Here is a 24,785-nt window from a genome sequence, read left to right as displayed (position 1 = left end):
CTGCCCGGTAGCGCACCTGCTGCTTCGCACCGGACTGACACCATCAAACGGAAAAGGACCCCCTCTTTTGAGCACGCACGTCACTTCCCGCCACCGCGGCACGTCCATCGCGGCCGCCGCACTCGCCATCGCCACCGTTGCCCCACTCACCCACGCGGTGGTCTCCCCGGAGTCCACCCCCGACGCCGAAGCCGTCACTAACAGCAACCCTGCCGACCCGAAGTGGGCTGCCCCGGCCGGAACGATTGACGCAGACGCGATCAAAAACGGCTATGTCAACAGCGCCATCGACCTCACCAATGCCGCAAACCTGCTATCGGGGCGCGTCGGCGTGATGGAAACGACCGCGCCGTCGAGCATCTCCGACACCATGGGTCTCAACGGCGTGACGGTGTTCATGCAGTTCCGCGACAAGGACGGCACGCTTTCGCCCGTCTACGCGGCCCAGTCCCAGCGCCTGGCAGGGCAGGATGCCGGCGCGTATGCCTTCGACCTCCGCATGCGCGACGCCAAGGGCAACCTGGTCAAGGACAAAAAGGGCAACTACGTCTCCTTCTACGACGCCAACGGCAATCCCCACCTATTCGACGCCTCCGGCGTGGGCAACGGCCAGCAGGCCTACCGCCTGTGGGTGGCGGAGAAAGACCTGGTCAACCCGGAGACCGGAAACCCGTACGTCTACACCCGCCAATCCGGCGGCATCGTGCCCAACTCCTGGGTTGGAGTTGCCCCGGGCTCCGGCCAGTACCCGGCGGACGCGTCCGGCATGTTCCAGCTGGTCGGCACCAACATGCAGCGCACCGGCATCTTCCTCACAGAGGCGGTGGACCCCGCCAAGAACTACATGTCCGCCCCCAACGTCAAGGTGGACCCGCTCGGCCCACTGTCCAACCCGGCCGTCACCTTGTCGGTGACGGACACTATCTCCGGCTTTGTGTGGATGGACACGCTCAAGGGCGACCGCACGGTCGGTCCGCCCACCCGCAACACAGGCGACGGCGACACCAACCTCGAGGGCTACAACGTCTTCGCTTCGGTGCTGACTCCGGAGGCTCAGAAACGTGTCGAGGCGATCGAAAACGACTCCAAGATCACGCTGGCGCAGCGCGCCGGCGCGATCCAGGCCATGCTCAAGGACATGCGGGCAGCTGGCAAAGAGCCGATCGCGGTGACCGTCACCGGCAAAACCGACGCGAACGGACAGTACACCCTGCGCACCGGCTACAAGGACCTCACCGGCAACTCGCGCATGTACATGTGGGTCACGGACCCGAACGGCCAGCAGGTCAACGCTTACTCGCCGTTCCCCACCCCCGTGTTCCAGAAGTACAACGACAACGCAGGCGAAGCGCCCCGCCCGGCCGCGGCAATTGTGCCGGGCATGAACCCGGCGCCGGACAACTTCTACAACTTCGGTTTCGCGGTCCTGCCCTACGGCCCGGTGAAGCTGGACATCACCAACTACGACCAGTTGCTCAACCCTGCGCCGCTGGGCGGCACCGCGCAGCTCAACGTCACCGGCACCCTCCCGCCGGTGCAGGGCAACCGCATTGTCTGGCGCAATGAAACCACCGGCAAGGTGGTCAAGGAATGCCCGGTGTCCTCCCTCGCCGACGCAAACGCGTGCACCTTCCAGGTGTCCTCGGACCCGTCTGCGGCCGCCGGCACCGTGTACTCCGCAACGCTGTACAGCGGCGTCGGCGACCTGCTCGCCTCCGACTCCTTCCTTGTGGCCAAGGGCCAAAACGCGGTGAGCCAGCCGGCCTACCCCGCCAAGGAAACTTTCCCCGGCAGCGCGGTCACCCTCAACCAGACGGACACGTCCGTGCCGGCCGGCACGAAGTTCACGTACGGCACGCCTGTCGATGCCTCCGGAAACCCCGTTTCCGGCTGGACCACGCAGCCCGCGTCGGACGCGGGAACCGGCGGGTTCACCGCCACCCCGCCCGCGGGCACCAAACCGGGCGAGTACAAGATCCCCGTGCAGGTGGTCTACCCGGACGGCTCCCAGGAGACGGTCTACGCCGCCGTCACGGTCAATCCGACCGCGCAGGCGGACACGTTCACCCCGCAGGGCCAGACCACCGAGGCTGTCGTGGGCACGTCCGCGCCGGAGGCCCGCTCCGCCATCTCGAACGTGGTGGACCTGCCCGGCGATGCGACGTACACCTGGGAGAAGGCTCCCTCCACCGACAACGTCGGCGACGTCCCAGCCGTGGTGGTTGTGACCTACCCCGACGGCTCCGTGGACCGCGTGCCGGTGACAGTGCGCATCACCCCGGCGCCTACGAAGCCGCTGAACCAGACCAACGACCCGGCCGGCCAGGACCAGACGGTGAACCTGGGCGACACTCCGGTCGCGCGCGCTTCCATCGCCAACGCCGACGACATGCCGACCGGCACGTTCTACCGCTTCGAGTCGCCGGTGGACACCTCCACGTCCGGCGACAAGCAGGCCTACGTTATTGTCACCTACCCCGACGACACCGTGGACCGCGTGCCGGTGACGGTGCACGTGCGCTCCCAGGCGGAGCAGTTCGACCCGTCCGGAACGCAGCAGACGGTGGACAATGGGGCTGAGGTGGACCCGGAGGCGTCGATAAGCAACGCAGGCGACCTCCCGGAAGGCACCTCCTTCGCCTTTGAGAAGGCGCCGGACACCTCCACGCCGGGCACTAAGGACGCCGTCGTGGTGGTGACCTACCCGGACGGCAGCGTGGACAAGGTCCCCGTGAAGGTCACGGTGACGGCGCAAAACGAGCAGTACGACCCGCAGCCCGCGGTGCAGGTGGTGGACCAGAACACGGAACTCGACCCGGCGCTGTCCCTGCTGCCGAACCAGCAGCTTCCCGACGGCACCCGCATCGAATGGGCCACCACCCCGGACACCTCCACGCCGGGCACCAAGGACGGCGTGGTGCGCGTGACCTACCCCGACGGCACGACCGACGAAGTCAAGGTGCAGGTGGAGGTCCGCACCCAGGCGGACCAGTACGCCCCGGCGGCGAAGACGCAAACCGTCGACAACGGCGCCACCCCGAAGGCGGAAGACTCCATCGCGGACGCAGGGTCGCTGCCGGAGGGCACCAAGATTGCCTGGGAGAGCGCACCCGACACCTCCTCCCCGGGTTCGAAGGACGCCGTCGTGGTGGTCACCTACCCTGACGGGTCCACCGAAAAGGTCCCGGTGAACGTGGTCGTGCGCACGCAGGCCGACGCGCTTAACCCCGAGGGCCAGGAGCGGACCGTGGACAACGGCAGCACGTTGGACCCGAAGGACTCCATCACCAACGCCGGCGACCTGCCGGAGGGCACCAAGTTCGCCTTTGAAACGCAACCGTCGACCGACAAACCCGGCACGTACACCACCAACGTCATCGTCACCTATCCCGACGGCAGCGTGGACACAGTGCCGGTGAAGGTCACCGTGCGCCCGCTTTCGGACACGACCGACCCGAAGGGCGCCGACATCACCGTCGACAACGGCCAAGCAGTCACCCCGGAAGACGTGCTGACTAACGAGGCCGACCTGCCGGAAGGCACCACCCTGGCGCTGGAAAACCCCGTGGACACCTCGAAGCCGGGGCAGCAGCAGGTCACCGTGGTGGTGACGTACCCGGACGGCTCCACCGAAAAGGTCACCAAGACCGTGACGGTGCGCCCGCAGTCGGACACCAACACGCCTGAGGGCCAGACCATCGACGTGGTCGAAGGTGCGAAGGCGTACCCCGAGTCGGCGATCACCAACATCGGCAACCTGCCCGCCGGCACCACGTTCGCCTGGGCCACCGAACCTGACACCTCGTCGTCCGGCACCCAGGACGCGGTGGTGCGCGTGACTTACCCGGACGGCTCCACCGAGGACGTGCCGGTGCAGGTCAACGTGACGCCGAAGCCAGCAGCGCCGATGAACACGACCAACGACCCCAACGGCCAAGACGTCACGGTCAAGGCGAAGAATGCGCTCGACGCCCGCACTGCCGTGGCGAATGCGGACTCGCTGCCGGCCGGCACGCACTTCGAGTTCGTCAACCCGCCGTCGACGGACAAACCCGGCACGTTCGACAACGTCGAGGTGCGGGTGGTGTACCCGGACGACACGGTCGACACCATCACCGTGACCGTCACGGTCACCCCGCTTGCCGACGACTACGCCCCCACCGCCGCGGAACAGACCGTGGACAACGGCGCCACCCCGGACGCGGCCGCGTCCATCGGCAACCTTGCCGACCTGCCGGCAGGCACCAAGGTCGAGTGGGACAGCGCCCCCGACACCTCCACCCCCGGCGACAAGCCCGGCACGGTGAAGGTGACCTACCCGGACGGCTCCACCGACACCGTCGACGTCACCGTCACCGTGCGCCCGCAGGCCGACACCCTCGCCCCCGCACCCAAGGTGCGCACTGTGGAAAACGGCGCCAAGGACCTGCGCCCGGAGGACTCCATCGCGAACGCCGGCGACCTGCCCGGCGCGACCTACACCTGGGAGACGCAGCCGGACACCACCAAGCCCGGCGTCCAAGACGTCGCTGTCACCGTCACCTACCCGGACGGCTCCTCCGAGGTGGTCACAACCCAGATTGTGGTCAGCTCGCTTGCGGACGCGAACGAGCCGAAGGCCCAGCCGCAGACGGTGAACAGGGATGCTGCGGTGGACCCGGAGGCGTCGATAAGCAACGCAGGCGACCTGCCGGAAGGCACCACCTTCACCTTCGAATCCCCCGTGGACACCTCGACGTCCGGCACCAAGGACGCGGTGGTGCTGGTGACCTACCCGGACGGCTCCGTCGACCGCGTTGCCGTCAAGGTCAGCGTGCGCACCGACGAGCAGTACTACGCACCGGCCGGCAGGACCCAGACCGTCAACATCGGCGACGAGCCGGCGCCCGCCGCCTCCATCGTCCACCCGGATTCGCTGCCGGTGGGCACCAAGCTGACCTGGGAGACAGCGCCGGACACCTCGAGCGCCGGCGTGAAAGACGCCGTCGTGCGCGTGGAATACCCGGACGGGACCTCCGAGACCGTCAGCGTCAGCGTGAACGTCCGCTCCAACGAGCAGCAGTACACCCCGCACGCGGGGTTGCAGGTGGTGGACAAGGGCGCAGAACCGGCCGCTGCCGACTCCGTCGACAACGCCGGCGATCTTCCCGAGGGCACCGAGATCACCTGGGTGACCGCGCCCGTCACTTCCTCGCCCGGCCAGAAGACCGGCGAGGTCCTGGTGACCTACCCCGACGGCACCTCCGAGACCCTCCCGGTCGTGGTGCGGGTGCGCGACGACGCCGCGATGCACGAGCCCACCTCTACCGATCAGGTGGTTAACCAGGGCGACTCCGCCGACCCGCGCAACTCCCTCACCGGCGACTTGCCGGAGGGCACGAACCTCAGCTGGGAACAGCCGGTGGACACCTCCACCTCCGGTGTGAAGGACGCCGTAGTGGTGGTGACCTACCCGGACGGCTCCGTGGACCGCGTGCCGGCGAAGGTCATCGTGCGCACCCACACCGACCAGCACGACGCGACCGGCCAGGACATCACCGCCGTCGAAGGCGTGGACGCGCCGCCGGCCCGCACCGCCATCGCCAACGTGGCGGACCTGCCCGCCGACGCCACCTACACCTGGTCGGTGGCCCCCGACACCTCCGCCACGGGCGACGTCCCGGCAGTGGTGCTGGTGACCTACCCCGACGGCACGGTCGACCGCGTCCCGGTCACCGTCCACGTCGTCGCGGCACCGAAAACCCCGATGAACGAGCAGTACGAGCCGAAACCCGCCGAACAGACGGTCAACGTCGGCGACGGTGTCGTGCCGCGCGCTTCCGTTGACAACGTCTCCGACCTGCCGGCCGGCACCCACTACGAGTTCGAGCAGCCGGTGGACACCTCCACCCCGGGTTCCAAGGACGCCACGGTGGTGGTGACCTACCCCGACGGCACCACCGACAAGGTCGACGTCACCGTCGTCGTGCGCTCCCAGGCCGACCAGTTCACCCCAGAGGGCCAGCCGCAGAGCACCAACCACGGGCAGGTGCCGGCGGCCACCGGCTCGATCGTCAACGCTGCCGAGCTGCCCGCCGGCACCACGGTGACCTGGAAGACCGAGCCGGACGTGTCCGCGCCGGGCACCAAGGACGCCGAGGTGCTGGTGACCTACCCGGACGGCTCCACCGAGACCATCAAGGTCAAGGTTGAGGTCCGCGAGCAATCGCAGCAGTTCAACCCGGTCGGTAAGGACCAGTCCGTGAAGGAGGGCGAGGCCCCTGAGGCGTCCGCGTCTATTGCCAACCCGGAGCTGCTCCCCGAGGGCACCACGATCACTTGGGAGGACGCGCCGGACACCTCTACCCCGGGCACGAAGGACGCGACGGTGGTGGTGACCTACCCGGACGGCACCACCGACAAGGTCAACGTCCACGTTGCCGTCGGCTCCATGGCGGACCAGCACGACCCGGTGGGCCAGGACCAGACCGTCAATAGCGGCGACGTGCCGCAGGCCGGCAACTCCGTGGCCAACGCCTCCGACCTGCCGGCCGGCACCACTACGGGTTGGAAGTCCGCGCCGGACACCTCCACCCCGGGCGCGAAGGACGCCACCGTGGTGGTGACCTACCCGGACGGCTCCACGGACACCGTCGATGTCACCATCGACGTTGCAAGCCAGGCCGAGCAGCAGGACCCGCAGGGGCAGGGCATCCAGGCCGTGGTGGACAAACCCGCGCCGAACGCCGCCACCGCAATCAAAAACGCCTCCGACCTGCCGGCCGGCACCACCATCACCTGGGATGAAGAGCCCGACACCTCCAAGCCGGGCACCGTCCCCGCGACGGTGGTGGTGACCTACCCGGACACAACCGAGGACCGCGTGTCGGTCGAGGTCACCGTCGTGGAGGCTCCTGCGACGCCGATGAACGAGTCCTACCAGCCCGACACCCGCCCGGTGTTCACGAAGCAGTTTGTGGAGGCCCCTGCGGCCGCCACCGCCGTCGTCAACGCCGACGCCTTCCCGCCGGGCACCCACATCGAGTGGACCGCTGAACCGGACACCTCCGTGCCCGGCGAGCAAACCGTGTCCGTCACCGTGACGTACCCGGACGGCACGAAGGACGTCGTTGAGACCACCCTCACCGTGGGCCAGTCCCTGGCCACCACGCACACGCCGTTCTGGGACCAGACCCACGCCCAGCCGGGCGCGCGTGTGACCCTGCCGCAGGTCGGCGACCGCTCCTTGCCGGCCGGCACCACGTTCACCGTGGACAACCCGGAGTTCGTCATCGCCGACGACGGCACTGTGTACTTCACCGTGCCTGCGGACGCGAAGCCCGGCGACGTGTTCACGACCACCGCGACCATCCGCTACCCGGACGGCTCCTACGAGACGGAGGAAATCCGTGTCACGGCGGGGATGGCCTACAACCCGAGCTACGGCGATCCTGTCGCCGCGGCACTCGGCGGCTCCGGCACCGCGCTGCTGACCTTCGAGGTTGTCCCGGACGTGTCCGAGGCCCACATCACCGCGGCCCACGACCACAACGGGCTGTGGCACATCTCCGACCCGGACGCGCACGGCAACATCACCGCAGTCGGGCCGACGCTGGAGACGCTGGCGAAGATGTACACCGGCAAGGAGTCGATCGCGGAGCTCGCATCGCTTTTCGACGCCTCCGCCGACGTCACCGTCACCTACCGCCCGGGCGTCCCCGCCGACGAGGATGTCACCGCACGGTTCACGCTCGTGGCTGTCGACGGCACGCCGATGTCCCAGGTTTCCGACTGGGACGGCGACGGCGTGTCCAACGAGGACGAAGTAGCCAAGGGCTCGAACCCGTTCGACCCGGCATCCGTGCCGGCCGGCACCGACACGGAGCCGGAGCAGCCGAACGGCGGCTACCCGCCGGAAGTCACCGTCACCCCGGGCGGCTCCACCGAGGTCCCCGCACCGACGCTGCCTGACGACACCACCGTCACCCCGGCACCGGAAACGCCCGACTGGGTCGAGGTCAAACCCGACGGCACCGTCGTGATCACCCCACCGGAAGACACCACCCCGGGCACCTACCCGGTCGAAGTCGAAGTCACCCGCCCCGACAAAGAGCCGACAAAGGCCACCATCAAGGTCACGGTGACAGACAACACCGCCGAGCCGGAGCAGCCGAACAGCGGCTACCCGCCGGAGGTCACCGTCACCCCGGGCGGCTCCACCGAGGTCCCCGCACCGACGCTGCCGGACGGCACCACCGTCACCCCGGCACCGGAAACCCCGGACTGGGTCGAGGTCAAACCCGACGGCACCGTCGTGATCACCCCGCCGGAAGACACCACCCCGGGCACCTACCCGGTCGAAGTCGAAGTCACCCGCCCCGACAAGGAGCCGACCAAGGCCACCATCGAGGTCACGGTGACAGACAACACCGCCGAGCCGGAGCAGCCGAACAGCGGCTACCCGCCGGAGGTCACCGTCACCCCGGGCGACACCACCGAGGTCCCGACGCCGACGCTGCCGGACGGCACCACCGTCACCCCGGCACCGGAAACGCCGGACTGGGTCGAGGTCAAACCCGACGGCACCGTCGTGATCACCCCGCCGGAAGACACCACCCCGGGCACCTACCCGGTCGAGGTGGAAATCACCCGCCCCGACAAAGAGCCGACAAAGGCCACCATCGAGGTCACGGTCACAGACGGCACTGGCGGCACCACTGAGACTCCCGCACCGTCCGGCTCTTCCGAGCTGACGGAGGAGGAGCGCGGGCGCTGCATCGCCACGGGCGTCGGCTTCGGCCTGCCGCTGCTGGCGCTGATCCCGATCGCGCTCGGCTCGCAGGTGCACCTACCGTGGGTCGACGAGATGTCGCAGCAGGTCAGCGCCGCGCTGCGCGACGCTAACACCCAGCTGCAGCAAAAGGTGGGCGTGTACAACCAGGACGTTGTCGACCAGGTTGAGAGCATCAACCGCCAGCTGCAGGAGTTCGGCCGCGAATACGGCACCGTCATCGGCGGCGCCGGCGCTGTCGCGGTGGTCGTGCTCGCTTCCGCACTCCTGTGGGAAAACTGCACCCCGGGCGAGCAGCTGAGCTCCGAGTCCAGCAGTAAGTAGTACTCGGGGTCAGGACGCCTGACTCGCGACGATGCGTCGCGGGTCAGGCGTCTTCTGCGTTTTCGTTGGGGAAGATGACGGGGATCCCCTCGCGCGTGGCCACAGGTCGGCCTCGCGGTGGGCCGCCCTCCAGCACGACGACGATCTGCGCCCACTCCGGCACCGGCTCCGCATTTTCGATGGTCTCCACGACGTGGGCGCGAAGCCCCGTCGGGTCGACGGGCGCGGGCTCGCCCGGCGCGACAAACAGCGCCAGCCCGACGACAGCAGCGCAAACCGTGGCGCGCGGCCGGCCCGCCAGAAATCCGGCGAGCACCCACCCATAGACCACCAGTGCAGTCAAGGGGGCGGCCGCCACCGTCGCGCTGGGCAGCCCCGCGCCGATTCTCGCGACCGTGTGCACCCACCACGCCAACGGCTCGACGCACCACAGCACCGGCACCTCCAGCCCGCCGGGCAAAAGCGACGCCACCGCCGCGATGAGCCCCAGCACCGTCACCGGGCCCACCACGGGTGCGACCAGCACGTTGGCACCGACCGAGACCAGCGAGACTTTGCCGGCCATCATCGCCACGATGGGCATGGTGGCCAGGTCCGCCGCCACCGCCACAGCAAGGGCGCGGACGAGGATGTCCGGCCAGCCAGTCACCGCCAGCGCGCGGTACAACAGCGGGTAGAGCGCCACGATGCCCGCCGTCGCCGCCACCGACAGGGCGAACCCGTAGTGCACCGAAAGGTCCGAATCCACCAGCACCAACCCAATGACCGACAGGCACAGCGCGTGGACGGGCTCTGCCTGACGGGAGGCGAGCACCGCCACAAGCCCCACCAGGCCGGACACCGAGGCGCGCAGCACGCTCGGCTCCGGGCCCACCAGCGCGGCGTAGATCAAAAGCGCGACCGCCGAGGCGGCGATCCTGCCGCGCAGCCCCGCCCCAATTGCGGCCGCCGCCACGGTGGCGAAGGTGGCCACGATCGCGATGTTCGCCCCGGACACGGCGGACAAATGTGACAGGCCTGTGTCGATGTACATCTGTTGTTCGGCTGGCGGTTGCAGGGAAACGTCGCCAAGCACCATGCCCGGAATGAGCCCGCGCGCACTCTCGCCCACCTGCGCCTCCACCGCCGCGGCGAAAGTCGTGCGCACGTGGTGGGCGAACGCCGCTAATCCGCGAGGCGGGCCAAGGACCTCGATGTCGCCGTTGAGCACGAACGGGTTGACACCCGGCACGCCAGATTCCTTGGACACGCCGCGGCCCACCACGTGCGCGCCGGCGACCGCACCGTCGGGCAGGTCGTCTGCGAACACCGGCGTCGTCGACGGCTGGCCGGGCACCTTCACCCGCACCAGGTAGGCGCCGGACTCGGTCTGCTTCGGGGTGCCGCTGACGGTGCCCACGATCTCGGAGGCGGAGACGCTTGCGTGTTTGCGCACCGCCGCCGTGAGCGTCGCCGCCGCGCCGAGGCCCGCGGTCAGCACCCCCTGGCCATACTCGCGCGCGAGCAGGCAGCCGGCGGCGAGGACCCCGACAACAAAAAGCGCCGCCCACACCCCGAACAGGACGCAGCACGCCGCCGCGGCCCACACCGCCAGCGCCGCCGGCACCAGCCGCAGCTCCGACACCGCTACAGCCCCACCATGTCACGCATGGCCTCGAACTTCGCGGGTCCGATGCCGCGGACGTCCATGAGCTGCTCCACCGCGGTAAACGGCCCGTTGGCCTCGCGGTGGGCCACGATCGCCGCCGCGGTCGCCTCCCCCACCCCGGGCAGCGCGGTCAGCTCGGAGGCAGACGCGTTATTCAGCGACACCGTTCCAGCGTCAGGCGCGGCCGCTCCTCCGCCGCCTGCCGGGGGCGCGGCGCCGACGGCCTGGACGTGGATCTGCTGGCCGTCCACAAGCAGCTGCGCCTGGTTGTGCGCCAACAAATCCGCGTGCGGCAGCGGCTGCGCGATCTGCAGGGCGTCGGCGATACGGGAGCCCTGGTTCAGCGTCATCAGCCCCGGGTTGGCCACCTCCCCCACCACGGCCACGACTACCACCCCCCTGACCTCCGTCGGCGAGGCCACCTGCTCCCACGAAACGTCCTCATCCGACCCGCCGCCGCCACGCAGCAGCGCCCACGCACCCACTACAACCAGCAGCGCGACCACCGCCGCGGCGGCCGGCTTCACCGGCACGGACACACGCGGCGCGGGATAGCGCACGGCCAGGAGGTCCTCTTCCCCGGTGGGCCGGGTGAGCTCCTGGAGACGGTCGATGGCGTTCATGCCCGGCACGCTAAGCCGAGAACCCCCGCACCGGAAGCCCCCACCCGCAAACCTGTGGATAACGTTGTTGCGGCGTCACCAATCAGGGCGGGTTATCCACACCTACTGGGCAGATTCCCGAGAAGAAAAGACAACCGACAGCCCAATGGCGCCGGGGCCGGTGTGGACCGCGAGGACGTCGACAAGCGGCTCGCACATCACCCGCGAGCCCTCCGGCAACTCCGCCTCAAGCGAAGATGCCAGCTGCTCGGCCGCTTCCTCGGCGTCCGCGTGCTGGATCGCCGCGAACACCGGCTGCCCCTCGGCGCGCTCCACCACCAGCTCCGTGAGCTTGGCAAACGCCTTCGACTGGGTGCGGGTCTTGCCGGCAAGCTCCAGCTTGCCGTCGTGGATGCGCAAAATCGGCTTGTTAGCCAGAAGCGCCGCGGAGAGCACCGCGGTGCCGGTAGGCAGGCGCCCGGATTTGCGCAGGTCGTCGAGCTGGTGCAGGTACACCCACGTCTCGGAGCGGGCGAGCGTCGATTTCGCCATCGCCTCGCACGCCGCCAAGTCCCCGCCTTCCTGGGCCACGGTGGCGGCGGCCATGGCGGCCGCGCCGATGGTCATGCCGGCCGCGTCCGTCTCCACCACTTTCACCGTGCCGGGAAACACCGCGGACGCCGCCACGGCCGCGGACCACGTCGACGACAGCGCCTTGGACAGGTGCAGCGCGATCACCCCGTCGTCGCCGCCGCGCTCCAGCTGGCGCGCGTAGCAGGCCGCAAGCTCCAGCGAGGACAACCCGGAGGTGCCCCTGTCCTCGCCGCTGCCCATGACGTGCATGTCGGCGACGGTGATGTCCAGCTCGCGGACGACCTCGGGCGGCAGCCCCGCCGAGGAATCCACCACCACGCGCACTGCCATTTAGTTCAGCCCCCGGTTCCAGGCTTCGAGGAACCAGCGGATCTTCGCCGGTTCGTCCAGGCGCGGCATCGCCACCAGCCGCGCCGTGTTCGCGTTGCCCAGCCCCTTGATCGCGGGGTACTGCGTCACCACGAAGCCCAGCAGCGACGCGGTCAGCGCGGCGATGGTGCCGCCGTGGGAGACCAAAAGCACGGCGGAGTTGTCCCACTCGTCGTAGTCGCGCATCAACTCGTCCACCACGGCCTGCGCGCGCGCCGCCACCTCGAGACGGCTTTCCCCGCGCGGCGGCGCCCACGTCGCGTCGGTGCGCCACACCGCCCGCGCACCTTCGTGCTCCGTGTCCACCTCGGTGTGGGTTTTGCCCTGCCAGTCGCCGAGGTGTGTTTCGCGCAGCCGCTTATCGACGTCTACAGTCAACCCCAAATCCGCCGCCACCACGTCAGCAGTGTTTTTCGCGCGCACGAGGTCGGAGGAGATAATCTTGGAAATACCCAGGTCACGCAGCTCTTTGGCGGCGGCGTGGGCCTGGTTCACACCGCGTTCGGAGAGCACGGTGTCCAGCTGCCCCTGCATGCGGGAGGTGGCGTTGTACTCCGTTTCGCCGTGGCGCAGCAGGATCAAACGTCGTTGCATGCGCGACGCCTAGAACTCGTCGTCTGCGGCGGCCGGGCCGTCGCCGGCCAGCGGCAGGTCCTCGATGTTCTGCGCCTCGCGCAGCTCGGCCTCGTTGCCGAAGGTGGCGGGGCGCTCGTAGGGCTCCAGGCCCTCGACCTCAATGGCCGGGCAGTCCGCGTACAGGCGGTCCAGGCCGTAGAACTCGCGCTCTGCCTCGCGCTGGATATGCACGACGAAGTTGCCGTAATCCAGCAGCACCCAGCGGTTTTCGCGGTTGCCCTCGCGGCGCTTCGGCTCCACTCCCTCATCCGTCAGGTCGTCTTCGACCTCCTGGACGATGGCGGCGACCTGGCGCTCGTTGTCGGCGGAGACGATCACGAACACGTCCGTGATGGCCATGACGTTGGAAACGTCGATAACAGCGATGTTCTTGCCAAGCTTTTCATCTGCCGCTTTGGCGGCAATCTTGGCCCGGTCGATGGAGATCTGCGGAGCGGTCAAGTGGCAAACCCTTCGTTGGTTGGACAGACCCCGCCATTGTCCCACGACACGGCCTAAGAGTGCTACTTAGGCATAGAGAGCGTTTTTGGTGATGTACTGCACCACCCCGTCCGGCACGAGGTACCACACGGGCCGGCCCTCGGCGGCACGCTCGCGGCAGTCGGTAGACGAGATGGCCATCGCCGGGATTTCCACCAGGTGCACGCGCTCCTGGATGTCGGCCGGCAGCATGTCCTCGCGCAGCTCGTAGCCGGGGCGGGTCACGCCGACGAACTCGGCGAGCTGGAACATCTCCTCCCAGTCGTGCCAGGACATGATGGAGGCCAGCGCGTCGGCGCCGGTGATGAAGTACAGCTCCTCGTCCGGGAACTGTTCGCGCAAGTCCCGCAGCGTATCGATGGTGTACGTCGGCCCGTCGCGGTCGATGTCGACGCGGGAGACGGAAAAGCGCGGGTTGGAGGCGGTGGCGATCACCGTCATCAGGTAGCGGTCTTCCGCCGGGCTGATGGTCTTGCCCGCCTTCTGCCACGGCTGGCCGGTGGGCACGAAGATGACCTCGTCCAGGTTGAACCGGTCCGCCACCTCGCTGGCGGCGACCAGGTGGCCGTGGTGGATCGGGTCGAACGTGCCGCCCATGACCCCGATGCGCCGCGCCTGCTCCAAGGAAGCTGCGTAGTGCTCCGTCATGCGCCGTTACCTCGCCGGGGGAAGCATGCGGATGTCCACGGACTCGATGAACAGCAGTCCGGCGCCGAGCACCAGCGCGAGCAGTGCGCCGACCACGCCGACGACAGCACCGATGCCGAGCTCGTCGCGTGTGTCGTCCGCCCACTTGTTGGCGCTGCTCGAGGAGCCGGCGGCAACCTCACGCTCCTTGCACACCTGCTTGCCGTCCACCTCCACCGGGATCGGGTTGCCCTTGGCGTCCAGGATCGGGTTGCCCTTGGCGTCCACTTCCCACTCGCAGGTCTTTTCCACCGTCACGCGCTGCGTGGTGTCGCGCGTGATGGTCTCCGCGCCCGCAGGCGCAACTGAAAGCGCGACGGCGCAAGCGGTCGCGGCGGCGGTGGTTCGGATTAGCTGCCTCATTAGCCGTACCGTACCTGATCCACGAAGCGCCCGAACGCGTCGGAGACTTGGTTGTCCCAGCGGGAGCTCCAGCGGAAGTAGCGGGCGTGGTTGCCGCCGGTGGCGCGGGAGGCCTCCAGCGTCTGCACGGACAAGTCGCACACGGCGTCCAGCGGCAGGCAGTAGTTGACGCGGTTGCGGGTCGCCGCGGCGGTCTTGGTGTTGAACGGCAGCGCGCCGAGGATGCCACCCGCGCCGCCGCCGCGCACGCCCACGGTGGACCAGTCACCCGGGGCGGTGTTCGGGTTGCCAAAGTAGACCACACCGGCGAGCTGGCCGCGCCGCGCCAGTTCACGCTCGTGCTCCAGCAGAATCATCGCGCCCTGGGAGTAGCCGGACAGGATGTACTTCGGGCGGCAGCCGGTGGCGCCCTGGTAGTCGTTGATCATCTGCATCACGCCGCCCCGGCCGATTTTCACCGAGTCCAGGAACTGGTTCGAGGCCCTGCGCGCCATCATGAACATCGGGTTGGCCCACTGGATGGCAAGGCCGAGCGCCTGCAGCAGCGTCGACGGCACGGCGACCTCGGGCACGTCGTACTCCGGGAACGTCGCCGGGTAGTAGCGCGGCTCCAAGCCGATGACCTCGACGTCCTTCATCAGCGAGTTGCCGCCGTGGGTGGCGGTGTAGCGGCGCTCCGCGTGCTGGAGGAAGGCGCGGATGGTCTCCGCCTCCCAGCCGTTGGAGGTCCAGGCCGCCCCGCCCGAGTAGCGCGTGGGGTAGATCTGGGTGTTTTGGCCGGAGCCGCGGGCGGCGATGACCGCGACGGCCGGGCAGCGGGTTTGCGCGTCGGCTTCCTGCACGGGCGCGACGGGGGAAACGGTGGCTGTCACGGCGGTGGCGACAGCGGTGGCGAACAGGCCGAAGCGGGCGCGCCAGGAGGAACGGGATTTTTTCACGCGGATAGACTAGCGCACCTGGCCGGTACCTTCCAGGATCCATTTAGTGGTGGTCAGCTCCGGCAGCGCCATCGGTCCGCGGGCGTGCAGTTTCTGGGTGGAGATGCCGATTTCGGCGCCCATGCCGTATTGCTCCCCGTCCGTGAAGGCGGTCGATGCGTTGAGTACGACGGCGGCGGCGTCCACGGCGTCAGCGAATCGTCGTAAAGCATGTGCGTCCTGGGCCGCGATCGCCTCGGTGTGGCCGCTGGAGTAGCGCGCGATGTGGGCGATCGCCCCCTCGACACCATCCACGACGGCGCTCGCGATGTCCATGCTGAGGTACTCCTCGGCGAAATCGGCCTCGGTTGCAGGCGAAACGTCCGCACCGAACGCATGATGCTTCTCGACGTCTCCGTGCACCTCCACCCCCGCATCCTGCAACGCCGAGATGACCGCGCGCTTGTCCTCGTCCGCGAGAGCGGCGTCAATGAGCACCGTTTCGGTGGCGTTGCACACGCTGACCCGGCGCGTCTTGCCGTTGAGCAGCATCGCAACCGCCTTCTCCACGTCGGCGGAGGCGTCGATGTAGAAGTGGCAGTTGCCGGTGCCCGTCTCGATGGTGGGCACGGTCGCGCCGGTGACCACCGCCTCGATGAGGCGGGCGCTGCCGCGTGGGATGACCACGTCGACAAGCCCGCGCGCGGTGATGAGGTCCTGGACCGAATCGTGGGACTCGCAGGGCAGCAGCTGCACCGCCTCGCGAGGCAGGTCGTGTGCTGCGAGGGTCTCCTGCAGCACCTCGACCAGTTTTTCGTTGGAGCACCGCGCCGTCTTCGAGCCACGCAGCAGCGCCACGTTGCCGGATTTCAGCGCCAGGCCGAACGCGTCGACGGTGACGTTCGGGCGGGCCTCGTAGACCATGCCCATCACGCCGAGTGGGACGCGCACCTTCTTCATCTGGATGCCGTTGGGCAGCGTGCGGCCGGTGAGCACCTCCCCCACCGGATCCTGCAGGCCCGCCACCTGGCGCAGGCCGCCGGCGATGCTCTCGATGCGGTCTTGATCAAGCGCAAGCCGGTCCAGCACCGACTCCGCCAGGCCGTTTTGGCGACCTAACTCCAGGTCGCGGGCGTTGGCCTCGAGGATCTCCCCGGCGCGCTCCGTCAGCGCAGCCGTGGCCGCAAGCAGCACCGCGTCCTTCGCCGGGGTCGGCAGCGCCGCGAGCTCGGGCGCCACCTCTTTCGCGCGGCGCGCCTTCGCGAGCACCTCCTCGCGCTCGGCCTGTCTTTGCTGGTCAGTCTGCTGCGCACTCATGCGGCAATCCTAGCGCTAGTACCCGGCGTCGACGTCGACCTCTGTGGCCATCTTCTCGCCCGCGGCGTAAAGCTCCCAGTTCTTCGCTGCCAACCCGCCGATGCGGCGCTCCATAAAGCGCGGGATGTTGGCCACGTGCGGGGTGATCACGCAGTTGTCCAGGCCCCACAGCTCGTGGTCGGCGGGCAGCGGCTCAGGATCGGTGACATCCAGGCCGGCGCCGCGCAGGTGGCCGTCGGCAAGTGCCTGCGTGAGCGCCTGCGTATCCACGAGCGGCCCGCGCCCCACATTCACAATCACGGCGCTGTCCCGCATCTTCCCAATGGTCTCCGCGTTGACCATGTGGCGGGTTTCCTCGGTGAGCGGGGCAAGCAGGACGAAGTAGTCGTGGTTTGCCCAGACGTCGTCGGAAAGTGTCACGGTGTGATCCGCGCCCTCGACGGGGTTGCCGGAGCGGTTCACGGCGGTGATCTCCATACCGAACGGCTCAAGGAAACGGATCAGCGTTTTGCCGATGCCGCCGGCGCCGATGATCGCGAGCTTCTTGTTGTCGAAGAGGTACTGCTTCTCCTTGAACAGCTGTGTGTTGTTCCACTCGCGGTCCACGGCCTTCATGCGGTGCTCCACGGCGAGAAGCAGGGCGAGGGTGGACTCGGCGACGGTGTCGTCGTAAAGCCCGCCGGCGTTGGCGAAACGCACGCCGTTCGCCGCGTGCTTGGCAAAGATGTCCTGCAGATTCTCCACCCCGGCGTACTGGATCTGCACGACCTTGACCGACTCGGGCAGCTCGTCCGGGAAATCCTTCGGGCCGCCGCCGAAGAGGACCATGTCCGGGTTGTCCTCCAGCGCCACATGCTGGTGGCCCTGCGCCTCCAAGGCTGCGATCGGCTCGTCCTTGGGCTTGGGCAAAAACGTGAACTTCATGCCCGCCCAGACTAGCTACTACAGGCGCGAGGCGTAGTTGCTCAGGTAGTCGGCGTGGACGACTGGGCGGCGTTGGTGTTCAGGCAACTCGTCGGAATGGCGTCCCAGCATCTCTGCGAGTTCGGAGGCGTCGTACGCCACTTCCCCGCGACCAATAGCTTCGGAGTCCGGCCCAAGGATCTCCACGATGTCGCCGGCGTGGAACTCCCCCTCGATGCCGGTGATGCCCACCGCGAGCAGGCTGGTGCCTCCGCGAGTGACCGCCTCGACCGCACCTTCGTCCAGGCGCAGCACGCCCTCCGCGTCCGCTGCGTAGAGGGCCCAGAACTTCCAGGCATTGAGCTTGCTCTCCGGGCGGGTGTGGAAGACGGTTCCCACCGACGCTGCGCCAAGCGCCTCCTTGATCTTCTCCGTGGCAGTGAGCAGCACCGGCACGCCGCCGCGGGTGGCTAGGCGCGCGGCCGAGACCTTCGCCGCCATGCCGCCGGTGCCGAACACGCCCCCGTCGCCGGCTTCGACGTCGGTGAGGTCGTTGCCGGAGCGGACTTCGTCGAGAAGCTTCGCCCCTGGATCGGACGGGTTTTTGTCGTAGAGGCCGTCCACATCCGACAGCAGCACCAGCGCATCCGCCGACACAAGGGTGGCCACGATGGCGGAGAGGCGGTCGTTGTCGCCGAAGCGCATCTCGGAGGTGGCCACGGTGTCGTTCTCGTTGACAATCGGCACCGCCCCCATCTGCCGCAGCCGGTCGATGGTGCGCTGCGCGTTGCGGGCGCGCTCGCGGGACCCGGCGTCGCTTTGTGTGAGCAGCACCTGGCCGATGGTGCGGCCGTAGCGCGCGAACGAGGCGCCCCACACCTGCGCGAGGTGGATCTGCCCCACCGACGCGGCCGCCTGCTTTGTGGCCAGGTCGCGCGGGCGGGCCTTCAGCCCCAGCGGCCCCATGCCCGCCGCGATCGCGCCCGAGGACACCACAACCACTTCGGAACCGCGCGCGATGCGGTGTTCGATCGCGTCCACGATGCGGTCGATCTTCGCCGGATCCAGCTCGCCTGAAGCGTTGACCAGGGAACTTGTACCCAGCTTGACCACAATGCGGCGGGCGGCGGCGATCTGGTTGCGAAGCGTAGTCATGCGTGTGAAGTCTACGCCTGTGGCTAACCCGCTCAGGGCCCTAGCCCTGCCAGCGCTCGCGGTCGGCCTCTTCGCCCGTGCCGTAGTCGTACTCGTCGATAAGCCCACGGCGGGCCTGCGACGCACGCTTGCGCTCCGCCGCGGAGGTGCGGTCCGTGCCGCCCAGGCGCGCGTCCTGGCCGCGGCCGGCAAGCGTCGGGTCGCCGCCGATGGACGGTTCCCAGTCGAACGAGATCTCGCCGATGGTCACCGTGTCGCCCTCGTGGGCGCCGGCCTTGCGAAGCATGTCTTCCACGCCTGCCTTGTTCAGGCGGTCCGACAGGTAGCCGACGGCCTCGTCGTTTTCGAAGTCCGTCTGGCGCACCCAACGCTCCACCTTCTCGCCGGTGACCAGCCACCCTTCCGGGTACATGGGGTCGCGCACGACCTCCACGCCCCCATCGTCGTGGCGGCGGCCGATGAGTTTGGGGCGGATGACCTGTGGCTCGTCGATAGGCATCGTGCGCCGCTGCTTGCGAGTGCGTTTGACGATGTCCCACAGCGCCCACTTCAGCTCGTCCAGGCCTTCGCGGGTGGCGGTGGAGATCATGTACACCGGCCAGCCGAACTTCTCCTCGATGTCCGCGCGCAGGAACTCAGCGAGCTCCTTCGCCTCCGGGATGTCCATCTTGTTCAGCACCACCAGACGGGGACGCTCGCGCAGGTCGCCCAGGCCGGAGTCCATGTCGAGGGCGTCGGCGTAGGTGTCCAGCTCGTGCTCGAGCGCCTCGATGTCGGAGATCGGGTCGCGGCCCGGCTCCATCGTGGCCACGTCCACGATGTGCGCGAGCACCGCGGTGCGCTCAATGTGGCGCAGGAAATCCAGGCCGAGGCCCTTGCCTTCGCTCGCGCCCGGGATCAGGCCGGGCACATCCGCGATGGTGAACGTGTCGTGGCCGACGTTGACCACGCCCAGGTTCGGCGCAAGCGTGGTGAACGGGTAGTCCGCGATCTTCGGCTTCGCGGCAGAAACCACGGAAATGAGGGACGACTTGCCTGCCGACGGGAACCCGACCAGGCCCACATCCGCCATCGACTTCAGCTCCAGGATCAGGTCGTGCACCTCCCCCGGCTCGCCTTTCAGCGCGAAACCGGGGGCTTTGCGCTTCGCCGTCGCCAAGGCGGCGTTGCCCAAGCCGCCGAAGCCGCCCTCGGCCGCGATGAAGCGGGTGCCCGGGACGGTGAGGTCCGCGAGCACCTCGCCGTCCTCGCTGCGCACCACCGTGCCCACCGGCACCTCCAGCACGAGGTCTTCGCCGCGGGCGCCGTTGCGCCAGTCGCCGGCGCCGTTCGCGCCGCGCTGCGACTTGATGTGCGGGCGGTACTGGAAGTCCAGCAGGGTGTGGACCTGGGTGGACACCTCAAGCACGATGTCGCCGCCGTGCCCGCCGTTGCCGCCGTCCGGGCCGCCGAGCGGTTTGAACTTCTCGCGGTGGACGGACGCGCAGCCGTGGCCGCCGTCGCCTGCTTGCAGGTGCAGGGTTGCGCGATCAACGAATTGGGCCATGGTGGGTTTTCCCGCCTTTCTTTAGGACACGGACGATGATATGCAAAAAGCGCCGTCGGCCCGAATGGACCGGCGGCGCCTACGCTTCGCGGTTACGCGGTGGCGGTTGCCTCTTCGGCGGTGCCTTCGTCGACAACGCCTGCTGCCTCGGCCTGCTCGAGGACCTCGGAAGCGACGCCCTGGCCGTCGGCCGGGACGATGTTGACGATGCGGCGCTTACGCTTGATGCCGAACTGGACGGAGCCTGCGGTCAGTGCGAACAGCGTGTCGTCGCCGCCGCGGCCGACGTTGTCGCCCGGGTGGAACTTGGTGCCGCGCTGACGGACGAGGATCTCGCCGGCCTTGACCTGCTGGCCACCGAAGCGCTTCACACCGAGGCGCTTGGACTCAGAGTCACGACCGTTCGAGGAGCTGGATGCACCCTTCTTGTGTGCCATTGTTCAAATTCTCCTATGTGTTTACTTGATGCCGGTGATCTTGACGGTGGTCTGCTGCTGGCGGTGGCCCTGGCGGACCTTGTAGCCGGTCTTGTTCTTGTACTTCAGAATGTCGACCTTCTTGCCCTTGCCGTGCTCGACGATCTCTGCGGTCACGTTGACCTTGGACAGTGCGTCTGCGCCGGAGGTGACGTCTGCGCCATCTACGAGAAGGATCGGGGTGAGTTCGACCTTGTCGCCTGCTTCACCCTCAAGCTTCTCGACCTTGACGAGGTCGCCCTCGGCAACCTTGTACTGCTTGCCGCCGGTCTTGACGATCGCGTACATAGAGGGTTACCCCTTATCTCTACTCGCCCGCCCCCTGCATGCTCGGAGGCGGAAATGGAACAGTTTGAGCGTTTCGGGGCCGATGGTGAGCCTGCCGTGCCCGCATGCGTAGGCAACGAGGCGGCACGCCCCGAAACAGCGACTCGGCAAGACTACACCGGCACCTTGCGCTTTACCAAACCGCGTTAGCTGCTGCGGCGTGTGGCGCGCCTGCGTCCGCGCCGCGGGGATGCCTTTGCTTCTCGAGGGGGCTCCGCCTGCCCCTCTTCCTTCTTCGGCCTTTCCTTCTCGGCCGCGCGGGCGTTGGCGGCTGCGGCGGACGTGGCGTTGGACTTGCGCACTGCGCGTCGGCGGCCCCGGCGGCCCGCCGTCGGCTTCTTCTTTTCTGCCGGCTCAACCTTCTTGGCATCCGAGTCGGCTGCTGCTGCGGTGGTCTCCTCGGCGGCATCCGGGTAGTCCTCGCGGCGCGGGCGGTGATCCGAGCGGGAGTTGCCGCGGGTGCGGCGCTTGCGGCGCGGCGAGTTGTCGAACTCGTCCACCGCCTCCTCGAAGCTCTGCTGCGGGGCGTCCTCCTCGCGTGCCGGGCGCTCGTCGCGCTGCTCCTGCGCGTCCGTCTGGTCCGTCCGGTCCGTCTGCGGGCCGCGCCCACGGTTGCCCCCGCGGCGGCCACGGCGGCGCGAGGAACGGCGGCGCGGCTCGGAGCTGTCGTCGTCGGCGCCGGAGTCCGCAGCGTCAGCGGTGTCGCTGTCGTCGCTGAAGATCGAGTTGAGCAGGTTGTCCATCTCGTCTTCGTTGAGGTGCTTGCGCTTGGAGCGGCGCGAACCGCGCGACGGCTGCTCGTCGCGGCCCGAGTCTCGCCCGGTGTCGTGCTCGGTGTCGTGCTCCGCCTCGGCGGGCTTGTTGCGGCCGCGGGAGGAGCGGTGCTCGTCGTCACGCGAACGGCGCTTGGAGCGTTCTTCGCGCCCGCGCTCGGAGTAGGGGTCGTGCTCGACGGGGTCGTCGGAGACGATGATGCCGCGGCCGCCGCAGCACTCGCACTCGGTGGAGAAGGTCTCCAGCAGGCCGTTGCCCAGGCGCTTGCGTGTCATCTGCACCAGGCCCAGGGAGGTGACCTCGGAGACCTGGTGGCGGGTGCGGTCGCGGCCGAGCGCCTCGTTCAGGCGGCGCAGCACGAGCTCCTGGTTTTCGGGCAGGATCATGTCGATGAAGTCGATGATGATCATGCCGCCGATGTCGCGCAGGCGGATCTGGCGCACGATCTCCTCGGCGGCCTCCAGGTTGTTGGAGGTGACCGTCTCCTCCAGCGAGCCGCCGGAGCCGGTGAATTTGCCGGTGTTGACGTCGATGACGGTCATGGCTTCGGTGCGGTCGATAACCAGGGTGCCGCCGGACGGCAGCCACACGGTGCGCGACAGCGCCTTCTGCAGCTGCTCGTCGATGCGGTGGACCTCGAAGGCGTCCTTGCCGTCGTGCTTCGAGCGGTCGAACTTCTCCAGGCGGTCCAGCAGGTCCGGGGCGACGGACTGCACGTAGGCGTGGACGGTGTTCCACGGCTTGCGCCCGTCGACGATGAGCGACGTAAAGTCCTCGTTGAACAGGTCGCGCACGACCTTGACCAGGATGTTCGGCTCCTCGTAGAGGGTGACCGGCTTCGCGCCCTTGGAGCTTTTCTCCTTTTCCGCCTGGTTCTGGATGGCGGTCCACTGGTTGTGCAGGCGATTCACGTCAGCCGCGATGGCCTCTTCCGGCACGTTCTCGGCTGCAGTGCGGATGATCGCCCCGCCCTTGCCGGGCACGACGTTGTTCAGGATCTCCTTCAGGCGCTTGCGCTCCGGCGCCGGCAGTTTGCGGGAGATGCCCGCGCTGCGCCCGCCCGGCACGTACACCAGGTAGCGGCCGGCCAGCGAGATCTGGGTGGTCAGGCGCGCGCCCTTGTGGCCGACTGGGTCCTTGGTCACCTGCACCAGCACCTGGTCGCCGGATTTCAGCGCCTGCTCGATGCGGCGCGAACGCCCGCCCAGCCCGGCGGATTTCCAGTCCACTTCGGACGCGTAGAGCACGCCGTTGCGGCCCTGCCCAATGTCGATGAACGCGGCCTCCATGCTGGACAGCACGTTCTGCACGCGGCCGAGGTAGATGTTGCCGATCATGGAGGACTGGCTTTCGGCGGTGACAAAGTGCTCCACCAGCAGCCCGTCTTCGAGCACGCCGACCTGGGTGATCTTGCCGTGGCCGTCGTGGCGGTCGCGCTCGCGCACCACCATGTGACGCTCCACGGACTCGCGGCGCGCCAAAAACTCCGCCTGGCTGACAATGCGGGAGCGTTTGCGCTGCTCCTCACGCTTCTCGGTGCGGCGGCGGCGCTGCGCCTCCAGGCGCGAGGAGCCCTTGATCGCCTTCGGCTCTTCGATGACTTCGGGCTCTTGCTTATCGACGTCCTCCGGCGAAGCCTCGTCGTCAGTCTTAGGCTCCTTCTCCTCGCTCGGGGCAGCCTGGCGGGTGGCGCGGCGACGCTTGCGCTCCGGGGCCTTGAAGACGGGCGCGCGGTTGGTGGTCTCCTCCGGCACGGGGGTGATCTCCGGCTCGACGTCGGTCAGCGGGCCCTCGCGCAGGTCCGCCTCGACTTTTTCCTCGATCTGGTGGATCTCGTTTTCCACGTCCTTGCGCACGCGCTGGCGGATCTTCTCGTCAGCGGCGTCGTCGGCGGTCTCGTCGCCGGTGGTGTCTGAGGCGGCGGCGTCGGCGAGCGCGTCGAGAAGCTGCTCGCTCTCAGCGCGCGTCAGCGTGGACTGCGCGACCTTGACCACCCCGAGCTCCGACAGCGCCACCACGAGCTCCTTCGACGGCACGCCGAGGGCCTTGGCCAGGGTGAACACGCGGGTTTTCTCCGCGAGCTGGGAGCGGTCGAATTCGGCATAAATATTCTTGTGACCAGCCAATGTGCGTCACTCTCCAATTTTGCTCAGCCACAACCCGTCGGGGTGGGCCGGGCGCTGGCAAAACGGTGCCGAAGCGGCCGCGCGGCGAACCCCACGGTGCGGTACATGTGAAAGTTTCCTAGCGTCGCGTGGCGGCGCTTGCGCTCCCCATTGTGGCACAGCGGGACAGTGTTTACTTCTCGGCCAGTCGCAGAAGGTCGGCCACCGCGGCCACGGGGGCGTTCTCGTGGGATTCAGTCAGCGCGGTGCCCACCACGATTTGCAGCACACGCGCGGCGTTGAAATCCACGCCGGCGCGCTGCAGCAGCTGGGAGATGAGCTCCTTCAGTTCGCTGAGGGTGCGGCCGACAAAGTCGCCGACCTCGCCGGTTTCGCGCTGCGCCTCCACAAACGCGGAGATCACGGCGCGCGCCCGCTCCGGCTGGCCACACGTCACCACCGCGACGGCCGCCTCCGCCAGGTTCACCGGGTCTGTCAACGCCTCACCCTCGGCGGTTGCGCGTTCGAACGCGTCACGGCGGCCCTGCTCCAGCCGTTCGAAGCAGGTAGCCACAAGTTTGTCGCGCGTGGAGTAGTAGTAGCCGATGGATCCCACCGGCACCGACGCCGCCGCAGCGACCTGGCGGTGCGTCACCCCTTTGAGTCCCTCGGAAAGCAGCAGACCGATCGCCGCATCCAGGATCGCAGAGCGCTTCTCCACCGCTCGTGCCTGTTCGCTGCGAGATGCCACCACCATCTCCCTTTCTCACTATGCGGATTACATGCGACTCT

Annotated in this window: 17 protein-coding genes; 1 reads left to right on the top strand and 16 read right to left on the bottom strand. The window is 68.4% G+C overall.

Features of this window, described 5'->3' with window-relative positions:
* The first annotated feature begins 67 nt into the window (after positions 1-67).
* The gene (locus MHY23_RS02280; RefSeq protein WP_239306242.1) at positions 68-9,094 is read left to right on the top strand and encodes a Rib/alpha-like domain-containing protein; all 9,027 of its coding nucleotides are present in this window, start codon (positions 68-70) and stop codon (positions 9,092-9,094) included.
* Positions 9,095-9,137: 43 nt separating this feature from the next.
* Here the strand turns inward: MHY23_RS02280 and MHY23_RS02275 are convergent, their stop codons facing one another.
* The 16 genes from MHY23_RS02275 to MHY23_RS02200 all read right to left on the bottom strand — a co-directional run bounded on the left by MHY23_RS02275 (position 9,138) and on the right by MHY23_RS02200 (position 24,744).
* Positions 9,138-10,718, bottom strand: a complete 1,581-nt coding sequence (locus MHY23_RS02275; RefSeq protein WP_239306241.1) for a ComEC/Rec2 family competence protein — start codon at positions 10,716-10,718, stop codon at positions 9,138-9,140.
* Positions 10,719-10,720: 2 nt separating this feature from the next.
* Positions 10,721-11,365, bottom strand: coding sequence for a ComEA family DNA-binding protein (locus tag MHY23_RS02270; protein ID WP_239306240.1), 645 nt, complete (start codon positions 11,363-11,365; stop codon positions 10,721-10,723).
* A gap of 102 nt (positions 11,366-11,467) precedes the next feature.
* Positions 11,468-12,268 carry a DegV family protein gene (locus tag MHY23_RS02265; RefSeq protein WP_181888916.1) on the bottom strand — a complete coding sequence of 267 codons (801 nt, stop codon included), beginning with the start codon at positions 12,266-12,268 and terminating at the stop codon, positions 11,468-11,470.
* A complete protein-coding gene (locus MHY23_RS02260) occupies positions 12,269-12,901 on the bottom strand; it encodes a histidine phosphatase family protein (RefSeq protein ID WP_181888917.1) in 633 nt (210 codons plus the stop codon).
* Between the two features lie 9 nt (positions 12,902-12,910).
* Positions 12,911-13,384 (bottom strand): ribosome silencing factor, encoded by a 474-nt coding sequence (gene rsfS, locus MHY23_RS02255; RefSeq protein WP_239306239.1) that lies wholly within the window; start codon positions 13,382-13,384, stop codon positions 12,911-12,913.
* A 66-nt stretch (positions 13,385-13,450) separates the two neighbouring features.
* Positions 13,451-14,071, bottom strand: coding sequence for a nicotinate-nucleotide adenylyltransferase (nadD, locus tag MHY23_RS02250; protein WP_239306238.1), 621 nt, complete (start codon positions 14,069-14,071; stop codon positions 13,451-13,453).
* 6 nt (positions 14,072-14,077) lie between these two features.
* On the bottom strand, positions 14,078-14,473 hold the full coding sequence (locus tag MHY23_RS02245; protein ID WP_239306237.1) for a hypothetical protein: 396 nt from the start codon (positions 14,471-14,473) through the stop codon (positions 14,078-14,080).
* Positions 14,473-15,411 carry a cutinase family protein gene (locus MHY23_RS02240; protein ID WP_239306236.1) on the bottom strand — a complete coding sequence of 313 codons (939 nt, stop codon included), beginning with the start codon at positions 15,409-15,411 and terminating at the stop codon, positions 14,473-14,475. Before MHY23_RS02240 ends, MHY23_RS02245 begins: the two co-directional genes overlap by 1 nt.
* Positions 15,412-15,420: 9 nt before the next feature.
* Positions 15,421-16,707 (bottom strand): glutamate-5-semialdehyde dehydrogenase, encoded by a 1,287-nt coding sequence (locus MHY23_RS02235; RefSeq protein ID WP_239306235.1) that lies wholly within the window; start codon positions 16,705-16,707, stop codon positions 15,421-15,423.
* Between the two features lie 15 nt (positions 16,708-16,722).
* Positions 16,723-17,631, bottom strand: coding sequence for a D-isomer specific 2-hydroxyacid dehydrogenase family protein (locus tag MHY23_RS02230; protein WP_239306234.1), 909 nt, complete (start codon positions 17,629-17,631; stop codon positions 16,723-16,725).
* An 18-nt stretch (positions 17,632-17,649) separates the two neighbouring features.
* Complete coding sequence (proB, locus tag MHY23_RS02225; protein ID WP_239306233.1) at positions 17,650-18,765, bottom strand: glutamate 5-kinase; 1,116 nt, start codon at positions 18,763-18,765, stop codon at positions 17,650-17,652.
* Between the two features lie 40 nt (positions 18,766-18,805).
* Entirely contained in the window at positions 18,806-20,311 is a 1,506-nt protein-coding gene (obgE, locus tag MHY23_RS02220; RefSeq protein WP_239306232.1) for a GTPase ObgE, read from the bottom strand.
* A 92-nt stretch (positions 20,312-20,403) separates the two neighbouring features.
* Positions 20,404-20,748: a 50S ribosomal protein L27 gene (gene rpmA, locus MHY23_RS02215; protein WP_181888931.1), complete on the bottom strand. Its 345-nt coding sequence runs from the start codon at positions 20,746-20,748 to the stop codon at positions 20,404-20,406.
* A 21-nt stretch (positions 20,749-20,769) separates the two neighbouring features.
* The gene (gene rplU, locus MHY23_RS02210; RefSeq protein WP_181888932.1) at positions 20,770-21,075 is read right to left on the bottom strand and encodes a 50S ribosomal protein L21; all 306 of its coding nucleotides are present in this window, start codon (positions 21,073-21,075) and stop codon (positions 20,770-20,772) included.
* 185 nt (positions 21,076-21,260) lie between these two features.
* Positions 21,261-24,014, bottom strand: a complete 2,754-nt coding sequence (locus MHY23_RS02205; RefSeq protein WP_239306231.1) for a translation initiation factor IF-2 N-terminal domain-containing protein — start codon at positions 24,012-24,014, stop codon at positions 21,261-21,263.
* A 172-nt stretch (positions 24,015-24,186) separates the two neighbouring features.
* Positions 24,187-24,744 carry a TetR family transcriptional regulator gene (locus tag MHY23_RS02200; RefSeq protein ID WP_181888934.1) on the bottom strand — a complete coding sequence of 186 codons (558 nt, stop codon included), beginning with the start codon at positions 24,742-24,744 and terminating at the stop codon, positions 24,187-24,189.
* Between the last annotated feature and the right edge of the window lie 41 nt (positions 24,745-24,785).

Source organism: Corynebacterium sp. ACRQP (genome assembly GCF_022345915.1).
Lineage (GTDB): Bacteria > Actinomycetota > Actinomycetes > Mycobacteriales > Mycobacteriaceae > Corynebacterium > Corynebacterium lehmanniae.
This window is presented reverse-complemented; position numbering and strand designations above follow the sequence as displayed.